The sequence below is a fragment of the Achromobacter denitrificans NBRC 15125 genome, from assembly GCF_001571365.1.
Taxonomy (GTDB): domain Bacteria; phylum Pseudomonadota; class Gammaproteobacteria; order Burkholderiales; family Burkholderiaceae_B; genus Achromobacter; species Achromobacter denitrificans.
In genome coordinates this window covers 60,677-70,781 of sequence record NZ_BCTQ01000034.1, presented here as the reverse complement: position 1 = coordinate 70,781, position 10,105 = coordinate 60,677, and the positions used below count along the sequence as shown (strand labels likewise).

At 69.7% G+C, this 10,105-nt stretch carries 7 protein-coding genes; 3 read left to right on the top strand and 4 right to left on the bottom strand.

The genetic code is table 11. The features are described 5' to 3' along the window. A partial coding sequence (locus ADE01S_RS23890; protein ID WP_506256327.1) for a DNA polymerase Y subunit UmuC family protein occupies nucleotides 1-939 on the top strand: 939 nt, incomplete at its 5' end. Nucleotides 940-942: 3 nt separating this feature from the next. Beyond that, nucleotides 943-4,164 carry an error-prone DNA polymerase gene (locus tag ADE01S_RS23885; RefSeq protein ID WP_062684227.1) on the top strand — a complete coding sequence of 1,074 codons (3,222 nt, stop codon included), beginning with the start codon at nucleotides 943-945 and terminating at the stop codon, nucleotides 4,162-4,164. A gap of 16 nt (nucleotides 4,165-4,180) precedes the next feature. Here ADE01S_RS23885 and ADE01S_RS23880 read toward each other — a convergent pair whose 3' ends face one another. Next, nucleotides 4,181-5,464, bottom strand: coding sequence for an SGNH/GDSL hydrolase family protein (locus tag ADE01S_RS23880; RefSeq protein WP_062684226.1), 1,284 nt, complete (start codon nucleotides 5,462-5,464; stop codon nucleotides 4,181-4,183). 102 nt (nucleotides 5,465-5,566) lie between these two features. On the opposite strand from ADE01S_RS23880, the gene ADE01S_RS23875 reads away from it, so the two are divergent. Then, complete coding sequence (locus ADE01S_RS23875; protein ID WP_062684225.1) at nucleotides 5,567-6,502, top strand: LysR family transcriptional regulator; 936 nt, start codon at nucleotides 5,567-5,569, stop codon at nucleotides 6,500-6,502. On the opposite strand, the gene ADE01S_RS23870 is transcribed toward ADE01S_RS23875, so the two are convergent. The 3 genes from ADE01S_RS23870 to ADE01S_RS23860 all read right to left on the bottom strand — a co-directional run bounded on the left by ADE01S_RS23870 (nucleotide 6,469) and on the right by ADE01S_RS23860 (nucleotide 10,100). Then, nucleotides 6,469-7,611 carry a YgeY family selenium metabolism-linked hydrolase gene (locus ADE01S_RS23870; RefSeq protein WP_062684224.1) on the bottom strand — a complete coding sequence of 381 codons (1,143 nt, stop codon included), beginning with the start codon at nucleotides 7,609-7,611 and terminating at the stop codon, nucleotides 6,469-6,471. The two genes, ADE01S_RS23875 and ADE01S_RS23870, sit on opposite strands and share 34 nt — an antisense overlap. Nucleotides 7,612-7,670: 59 nt before the next feature. After that, nucleotides 7,671-9,002: an MFS transporter gene (locus ADE01S_RS23865; RefSeq protein WP_062684223.1), complete on the bottom strand. Its 1,332-nt coding sequence runs from the start codon at nucleotides 9,000-9,002 to the stop codon at nucleotides 7,671-7,673. Between the two features lie 144 nt (nucleotides 9,003-9,146). Beyond that, on the bottom strand, nucleotides 9,147-10,100 hold the full coding sequence (locus ADE01S_RS23860; protein WP_062684222.1) for an N-carbamoyl-D-amino-acid hydrolase: 954 nt from the start codon (nucleotides 10,098-10,100) through the stop codon (nucleotides 9,147-9,149). Between the last annotated feature and the right edge of the window lie 5 nt (nucleotides 10,101-10,105).

Genomic DNA, 10,105 nt, shown 5'->3' with positions numbered 1-10,105 from the left:
CAGGCGCAGGCCCGCCGCGACTGGCTCGACGACATCGGCTGCCACACCCTGGCGGACCTGCGCGCCCTGCCGCGCGCGGGCCTGCAGCGGCGCAGCGCGCCCGAACTGCTCCAGGCCCTGGACGCCGCCTACGGCCAGGCGCCCGAACTCCACCGCTGGATCGAGCCGCCGCACCAGTTTTCGCGGCGCATCGAGCTTACGGACTACGTCGAACACGCCGACGCGGTGCTGGCGGTGGCCGGACGGCTGGCCGAACAGCTGGGCGGCTGGCTCGCCGCCCGACAACTGGCGGTGCGCCGCGTGGTGCTCAGCATGGAACACGAACGCGGCCGCCACGCCCGGCCGCCCTCCGAACTGGAGCTGGCCCTGGCGCAGCCGGTCTGGCAGGCGCCGCAAATCCTCCACCTGCTGCGGGAAAAGCTGGCCCGCTACACGCTGGAGGCGCCCGTCATCGCCGTCGCGCTGCTGGCGCCCGACACGGTCGAGCAGCCCGCCGCCAGCACCACCCTGTTCCCCGAGCCCGGCGGCACCGCTGACGACCACGCCAGGCTGCTGGACCTGCTGGTGGCGCGGCTGGGCCGCGAGCAGGTGCGCCACGCCTGTCCCGTGCCCGACCATCGCCCCGAGGCCGCCAACGCCTGGGGCGACGCGCTGGCCCCCGCCCGGCGTCCCGCCCCCCTGCCCGCCTTGCTGGACCGGCCCTTCTGGCTGCTGGATCCCCCCTTGCCCCTGAAGCTGTCCGGCCATCGCCCGCAGTACGGCGGCCAGGCGCTGCGGCTGATGCGCGGCCCCGAACGCATCGAAAGCGGCTGGTGGGACCCGGCCCTGACCGTGCGCGACTACTTCGTCGCCGAAGACGAAGCCGCCGCGCGCTACTGGATCTACCGCGAACGCGACGCGGAGCACGCCCGCTGGTTCCTGCATGGGTTGTACGCCTGAGCCATGGACGACGATTTCCCCGACGCCGTCGAACCGGCCAGCCTGCCCGCCTATGTCGAGCTGCAATGCCAGTCCAACTTCTCGTTCCTGCAGGGCGCCTCGCACCCCGAGGAGCTGGTCGCGCGCGCCGCCGAACTGGGCTACGCGGCGCTGGCCATCACCGACGAATGCTCGCTGGCGGGCGTGGTCCGCGCCCACGTCGAGGCCAAGGCCCTGAAGCTGCCGCTCCTGATCGGCTCCACCTTCCAGCTGCGCGCGGCGCCCGATGCCGCGCCGCTGAGCCTGACGCTGCTGGCGCAAACCCGCGAAGGCTACGGCAATCTGTCGGAACTGATCACCCTGGCCCGCACCCGGGCGCCCAAGGGCGAATACCGGCTGGCCCCCGACGACCTCACCCATCCGCCCGCGGGCTACGCGCACCTGCGCCACCTGCCCGAATGCCTGGCCATCCTGAGCCCCGCCTACGGCGTCGACGCCGACCGCATGGCGGAGCAGGCGCGCTGGCTGGCGCAGGCCTTTCCCCACCGCGCCTGGGTGGGGCTGACCCTGCTCCACCGCTCCCGCGACGACCTGCACCGCGCCGCGGTCGAACAGGCCGCGCAGGCGGCCGAGCTGCCCATCGTGGCGCTGGGCCAGGTGCAGATGCACCTGCGTTCGCGCAAGCCCCTGCACGACACGCTGACCGGCATCCGCACCCGCCAGCCGGTGTCCCAGTGCGGCTACGAGCTCTCCGGCAACGCCGAACAGCACCTGCGCACGCGCATGCGGCTGGCCAGCCTCTATCCGCCGCAGGCGCTGGCCCAGACGCTGGTGGTGGCCCGGCGCTGCGCGTTCTCCCTGGACGAACTGCGCTATGAATATCCGGACGAGATCATCCCCAGCGGCCATACGCCGGCCACCTACCTGCGCCAGGAAACCCAGGCCGGGGCCGCGCGCCGCTTTCCCGCCGGGGTTCCGCCGGAAGTCGCCAGCCAGATCGAGAAAGAGCTGAACCTGATCGCCGACCTGCGCTACGAAGCCTATTTCCTCACCGTCTACGACATCGTCCAGCACGCCCGCAGCGTCGGCATCCTGTGCCAGGGCCGCGGGTCCGCCGCCAACTCCGCGGTCTGCTACTGCCTGGGCATCACCGAGGTGGATCCGGCGCGCGGCAACAACCTGTTCGAGCGCTTCATCAGCAAGGAACGCAACGAGCCGCCCGACATCGACGTGGACTTCGAGCACCAGCGCCGCGAAGAGGTCATCCAGTACATCTACGGCAAGTACGGCCGGCACCGCGCCGCGCTGACCGCCGTGGTCATTTCCTACCGGCCGCGCAGCGTGCTGCGCGATACCGGACGCGCGCTGGGCGTGGATCCGGGCGTCATCGACGCCGTGGCCCGCGCCCACCAATGGTGGGACGGCAAGAAGGAAATGCTGCGCACGCTGGGCGCCTGCGGGCTGGACCCGGAATCCCAGGTGGCGCGGCAGTGGGCGTCCCTGGCCCAGACCCTGATGGGCTTTCCGCGCCATCTGTCGCAGCATCCGGGCGGCTTCGTGATCTCGCGCGGCAAGCTGTCGCGCCTGGTCCCCATCGAGAATGCCGCCATGGAAGACCGCAGCGTCGTGCAATGGGACAAGGACGACCTGGACGCGCTGGGCCTGCTGAAAGTGGACGTCCTGGCGCTGGGCATGCTGTCGGCGCTGCGGCGCACCCTGGAACTGGCCGGCCAGCGCCGCGGGGCGCCCCTGCGGCTGCAGGACATCCCGCCCGACGACACGCCCACCTACGACATGATCTGCGACGCCGACACCATCGGCGTCTTCCAGATCGAATCGCGCGCGCAGATGACCATGCTGCCGCGCCTGCGGCCGCGCGAATACTACGACCTGGTGGTGCAGGTGGCCATCGTGCGGCCCGGCCCCATCCAGGGCGGCATGGTCCATCCCTACCTGCGCCGCCGCCAGGGCAAGGAAGACATCACCTATCCCAGCGCCAAAGTGGAAAGCGTGCTCAAGCGCACCATGGGCGTGCCCATCTTCCAGGAACAGGTCATGCAGATCGCGGTAGTGGCCGCCGGCTTCACGCCCGGCGACGCCGACCAGCTGCGCCGCTCCATGGCCGCCTGGAAACGCAAGGGCGGCGTGGACAAGTACCGCGTCAAGCTGGTGGGCGGCCTGCTGGCCCACGGCTACACACTGGATTTCGCCGAGGCGCTGTTCCGGCAGATCGAAGGCTTCGGCGAATACGGCTTTCCCGAAAGCCACGCCGCCAGCTTCGCCCTGCTGGCCTATTCCAGTTCATGGCTCAAGCGGCACGAGCCGGAAGCCTTCCTCGCCGCCCTGCTCAATTCCCAGCCCATGGGCTTCTACGCCCCCGCCCAGCTGGTGCAGGACGCCCGCCGCCACGGCGTCTGCGTGCTGCCTCCCGACGTGACGGTCAGCGGCTGGGATTCGGCGCTGGAAACCCTGCCCGATGGCCACCCCGACGCCCAGCGCGTCCCGCATCCGCACGCGCCCCCGGCCGACGCCCCCCGCCCCGCCGTCCGGCTGGGGTTGAGCCTGATCCAGGGCATGCGCGAAGACGTCGCCCGGTGCATCGAGGACGCGCGCGCCGCCGCGCCGTTCACCGACACCGGCGACCTGGCTCGCCGCGCCGCGCTCACGCGCCACGACCTGAACTCGCTGGCCGCCGGCGACGCCTTGCGCACCCTGGCCGGCCATCGGCGCCAGGCCAGCTGGGAAGCCGCCGCCAGCGTGCAAAGTCGCGACCTGCTGCGCGACGCCGCCATCGTCGAAACCGCCGCGCCGCAGCTGCCCGCTCCCTCGGAAAGCCAGGGCGTGGCGGCCGACTACCGCAGCGTGGGCCTGACCTTGCGCAGCCATCCCGTGGCGCTGCTGCGCCCCCAGCTCGCGGCGCGCAATTTCCAGCCCGCCGCGGTGCTCAACGGCTACCCCGACAAGCGCGTGGCGCGCGCCTGCGGCATCGTCACCGTGCGCCAGCGCCCACAAACGTCCAAAGGAGTGATCTTCGTGACGCTGGAAGATGAGACCGGCCCCGTCAACGTGGTCGTGCGCCCCGAACTGATAGAACGCCAGCGCCGCGAACTGCTGGGGTCGACGCTGCTGGGCGTGTATGGTTCCTGGCAGAATGTGGACGGCGTGCGCCACCTGATCGCCCAGCGGCTGGTGAACCTGTCCGACCTGCTGGGGGGGCTGAACACCCAGAGCCGCAATTTTCATTGAGGCTCCCTGGCGCCGTTCAATCGCCCAACAGCGTAGCCAGGTCCAGCGCCTGCGCCATGGCCTGGTAGCCGGCATCGTTGGGATGCAGGTGGTCGCCCGAGTCATAGGCGGGCAGCAGCCGCGCCGGGTGCGCCGGATCGCGCAGCACCGCGTCGAAATCCACCACCGCGTCGAACACTCCGCTCTCGCGGATCCAGCGGTTCACCTCAAGCCGCACCGCGTCCTTGGCGGGACTGTAATGGCCCGACAGCGGCGTGCCATGCAGCGAACCTTCAAACGGCGCGATGGTGCCGCCCACGATGCGCACGCCGCGCAGGCGGGCCGCCTCCGCCAGCTGCCGGTAGCCCTCCGTCAATCTGGCCGCCGTCATGGGCGCTTCCGACGGCGCGAAGCCGCTGTCCGGCCAGCCGATGTCATTGATGCCCATCATCATCACCACCGCGCGCGCGCCCGGCTGCGACAGCACGTCGGCATCGAGGCGGGCCATCGCGTTCACGCCCATCTTGTCGCCCCAGACGCGCGCGCCCGAAATGCCGGCGTTCGCCACGCCTATGCCCCGCGGCGCCAGGCGGCGGGCCAGGAAATCCGGCCAACGGCGGTTGGCCCCGGGCGTGGAGCCATTGCCGTCGGTCAAGGAATCGCCGAACGCCACGACCACCGGCGCGCGCGACGGGCTCTCAACCCAGACCCCCGCCAGGAAGGCGCGGCCTCGCAGCGCCTGCGCGCCGGGCAGTTCCTCAGCGGCAGTCGCGTCGCCCCGGACCAAGGCGCCCGTCTGCTGCGCCCCCCAATGGAAGGTCGTCACCGGCGTCGCCCGCGGGAAGTAGAGGCTGACGGCCAGCTCGGCCAGCGCGGCCACGGGCAGGTCCACCGGATCGCTGACGGCCTGCGCGCCCGGCGCCACCGTAACGCCCGGCCGCCCGCCAAAGGCCAGCCCGCGGCCGGATCCCGGGCGGATCTTCGAGCCCCCCGCGGCCAGCGCCACGCTGGCCGCGCCGATCTCCAGGGGCCGCGTGCCATAACGGTTGGACACCACCACCCGCAGGCGCGGTCCGCCCAGGCTGAGCATCAAGGTCTGGCGCAGGGTCTGGCCGCGCAATTCGGCGGGCATTTCCGTGGGCAGCACGAACGCATCCTCCCACAGCGGCTGCGGACTGGCGAACCAGGAGCTGACCCAGCCGGAACGCGCGGCATCGACCTGGACTGCGGGCTGCGCGGCGGCAGCCGCCGGGGCCAGCGCCGCAAGGCCCGCCGCCAGGGCGGCGGCCGAAGCCAGGGAAAAAGGATTGAAGCGATTCATGACGACTCCAGGGAAAAGGGTAAGTAACGCCACGATAGGTTCTTCCCAATTCCACCGGTAGAGCCCTAAACTGCATACCGCTTCTTCCAAAAAGGAATGACCATGGACACTCTGCGCGCCCTGCGGGCCTTCGTCCGCGCCGTGGAGCTGGGCACCCTGTCGGCCGTCGCCCGCGAACAGGCGCTGAGCCAGCCGGCCCTGAGCAAGATCGTCGCCGCGCTGGAAAAGGAATTGAACGTGCGGCTGCTGGAACGCAGCACTACGCGGGTCGTGCCCACCGAACAAGGCAAGCGCTTCTACGAGCGCGCCACCCGCGTGCTGGAGGAATACTCGGAAGCCGTCGCCGACGCCCGCGGCCTGACCGAAAAGCCCGCCGGTTTCCTGCGCATCAACGCGCCCGTGGCGCTGGGGCAGTTCCGGCTGAACGCCCTGGTCCGCGAATTCCTGGACGACCATCCCGACATCCAGGTCGAACTGATCCTGAACGACCGCTACGTGGACCTGGTGGAAGAAGGCGTGGACGTCGCGTTGCGCCTGGGCGGCAACCTGCCGCCCAACGCCATCGCGCGCAAGGCGGCCATGTCGCCCCGCTATCTGGTCGCAGCCCCCGCCTACCTGGCGCGGCGCGGCAAACCCCGCGCGCCCCAGGACCTGGCCGCGCATGAATACGTGCGCTTCGCCTGGCTGGCTGCCGGCGACACCCTGGAACTACGCCAGGGCGCCGCGCTCGCCACGGTCCAGACCCAGGGGCGCTTCCGCGTCAACAACGCCCTGGCCATCCGGGAAAGCCTGGCCATGGGCGCCGGCATCGGCCTGTGCCCCGCGTGGCTGGTCCAGGACCTGGTCGCCAGCGGACAGTTACTGCGCGTCCTGCCCAAATGGAGCTCCACGCCGCAAGAGGCCTTCCTCATCTACCCCTCGCGCCGCTACCAGTCATTGCGGGCGCGGCTGCTGATCGACTTCCTGAACGACCGGCTGGCCCGCTTGCCCGGCATGCAGCCGCCTCAGCCGCAGACCGCTCGCACCAGGTTCCGATAAATATCGCGCGCGCCTTCCAGCTGATCCAGCGCGATGGATTCGTCTATGGTGTGCGCGTCCTCTTCGTTGCCCGGCCCCAGGCCTATCGTCGGGATGCCGCGCCGCCCCGCGGACTCCGAGCCGTTGGTGCAGAACGCCCAACTGCCCACGAGCGGCTCCCTGCCGCTGGCCTCCACCGCCGCCCGCGCGGCCTGCAGCAACGCCGCGTCCGCGTCGCAGCGCCACCCGGGCAGCCAGCGCGGCGGCGTGGCGTGCTGGCCGGTATAGGTCGCCACCGGATCCTGGCTGACTTCCAGCGTGAAACCGGACAGGCCATGGCCGGCCAGGTGCGCCCGGATCTGCGTCAGCACGTCGTCCAGGCTTTCGCCCGACACCGTGCGCCGGTCGAACCGTATCGTGGTCGTGAGCGGAATCATGGAGATCGACGGATAGGGATGGGACACGATGTCCGTCGGCACCAGGAGCGCCTGCCCCAGCACCTCGTCACTGGGCAGCGCCAGGCTTTCCAGCGCGGTCAGCGCCCGCGCCGCCGCGTGCAGCGGATTGACGCCGATGTGCGGCGTGGCGGCATGCGCCGGCTTGCCGTGGAAAGTCAGCAGCAGTTCCACCCGCCCCTTCTGCCCCGCCTTGATCTGGAGCTTCGAGGGTTCGCAGATCACCACCGCCCGCGGCGGGCAGGCATCGAGCACCGACGCCAGCGCATGCCCTTCGATGACCTCCTCCAGCACGCTGGCCGACACGGCCACCCGGCGCTTCAACCCGGCCCGCGCCGCCGCCGCGACGCCGCAGATCGCCGCCGCGATGCCGCCTTTCATGTCGGTGCTGCCGCGCCCGTATAGCCGGCCGTCGCGGATCTCGCCGCCGAAGGGATCGAAGCGCCAGTCTCCCGTCACCGGCACGACGTCCATATGCCCGTCGAACAGCAAAGCCACGTCCGCGTCCTGCGGCCCGATCAGGCCCAGCACCGAACCGTTGCCGTCGGTCGTGACCGAGGTGAAGCCCGCCTCGCGCATGGTCTCGGCCATCAGGGCCGCCATCCCGCCTTCCTTGCCCGACAGGCTGGGGATGCGCACCATCGCCTGCGTCAACGCCACTACGTCCAGACTCATCATCATTCCTCTTGAAAGCCGGCGGGCGACGCGCGCCCGCCGATAGGGAAACGCCGCGCCTACCGGTTCACCAGGTCCTTCGGCACGCGATACACCAGCACCGCGCCGATCACCGTGAAACTGGCCAGGAAGTACATGCCCCAGTCGGTCGAGCCGGTCAGGTCCTTGATCCACCCGATGGCATAGGGGCTGACGAAGGCCGCCAGGCCGGCGAACGAATTGATGCCGGCGATGCCCGCCGCCGCGCTCTTGCCTTCCAGGAAGGCGGTCGGCAGGCTCCAGAACAGGGGCGAGCACACCATGCAACCCGCGGCCGCCACCGACAGCATGGCCACCGCCAGCATCGGGTTGTGGCTGAACAGCGTGCTCAGCGTCAGGCCCGCGCCGCCTACCAGGAACGGCACGATCATGTGCCAGCGGCGCTCACGCGTGGCGTCGGAATGGCGGCACACCAGCACCATGGAAATCACCGCGCACACGTTCGGCACCGCGGTCAGCAGGCCGATGTCCAACAGCGACACGACGCCGGTGGAACGGATCACCGAGGGCACCCAGAACGCCAGGCCGGACAGGCTGGACACCGTGCAATAGCAGATCAGCGCCATATGGACGACCCGCCGGTCCTTCAGGAGCCGCAGCATCGACACGTGCTCGGTCTTGGCGGTGCTTTCGCTGCGCAGGTTGTGGCTCAGCCGCGCCTTGTCCGCCGGCGACAGCCAGCGCGCGTCGTCGATGCGGTCGTCCAGGTACCAGAACACCGCCAGGCCCAGCAGCACGGACGGAATGGCCTCGATGATGAACATCCATTGCCAGCCGGCCAGCCCGTGCGTGTCGTGGAACGCCTCCATCACCCAGCCCGACAACGGCCCGCCCAGGATGCCGGCGAACGGCACCGCCGTCATGAACACGGCCACGATCTGGCCGCGCCGGTTCGACGGGAACCAGTAAGTCAGATACAGGATGATGCCCGGATAGAAGCCCGCCTCGGCCGCCCCCAGCAGGAAGCGCAGGATGTAGAACTGCGTCGGCGTCTGCGTCAGCGCCATGGCGGCCGAAATGAGCCCCCACAGGATCATGATGCGCGCCAGCGTTTTCTTCGCGCCGATGCGGTGCATCAGCACGTTGCTCGGCACCTCGAACAGAAAGTAGCCGATGAAGAAAATGCCCGCGCCCAGGCCGTAGACCGTCTCGCTGAACTTCAGATCGTCCAGCATCTGCAGTTTGGCGAAACCGACGTTCACGCGATCCAGGAACGCCGCGATGTAGCACACCATGAGGAATGGCAACAGGCGCCACGCCACCTTCCGATACAGCGCATTGTCCCGCGCCGCCAGGGGGTCCTTGTCCGCGGCAACCGGGGAAGCCGCAATGCTCTCGACTGACTGGTCCATATTTTCACCTTGGGGTCTGTTTTTCTAGGCCGCGCGCTCCCCTGCAAGCGCTCTGGGCGCTCGCATGTTTTTTGTATGGGAAGGGAACGGGCGGGCCGGCTTTGCGGACGGCCCGGAGGCCGTCCGCGCTGGCCGCGCGGCAGGCTAGGCGGTCATCGCCGCCGCCAGCGCGGGTTCTATCGCACCTCTGCGTTCCGTGATCAGGCCGTACGCCTCGGGGCGCCGGTGCCGGTCGAAGTTGAAGGTGGTGTTCTTATAGGAAAGGCACAGGTCCAGGTCGCAGCGGGCGATCGCCAGCTCGTCGCCCTTGGTCGAGCAGGCCGCCACGATCTCGCCCGAGGGCGCGATGATGCAGCTGCCGCCGATCATCTCGCAGCCCTCCTCCTTTCCAGCCTTGGCCACGCCCACCACCCAGGTGCCGTTCTGATAGGCGCCCGCCTGCATGACCAGGTGGTTGTGGAACATGGACAGGTCGTCGTGCTCCGGCGCGGGCGGATTGTGCACCGGCGTGTTGTAGCCCAGCATTATCATTTCCGCGCCTTGCAGTCCCATGACGCGATAGGTCTCCGACCAGCGGCGGTCATTGCACAGCGCCATGCCCATGACGCCGCCGAAGCCGCGCCAGACGTCGAACGACTCGCCGGGCTCGAAATAGTATTTCTCCAGATGCTGGAACGCGCGCCACGGCTCGTGCCCCGCGTGGCCGGGCAAATGCACCTTGCGGTACTTCCCGATGATCTCGCCGTCCTGGCCCACCAGGATCGAGGTATTGAAGCGCCGCTTCACGCCGCGCTCCACCGCCAGTTCCGCATAGCCCAGGTAAAAGCCGATGCCCAGCTTGCGCGCCGTCTCGAACAGCACCCGGGTCTGCGGGCCCGGCATCTCGCTTTCGTAGAAGGCATCGATCTCGGCCGGATCCTCCATGTACCAGCGAGGAAAGAATGTAGTCAGCGCCAGTTCCGGGAATACCACCAGCTGGCAGCCCATGGCGTGCGCCTGGCGCAGGTGCGCGAGCAGGCGCTCGACGACGTCGCGGCGCGTGTCGCTGCGCTGGATCGGGCCAAGCTGCGCGGCCGCGACATTGATGATGCGTGACATGTTGA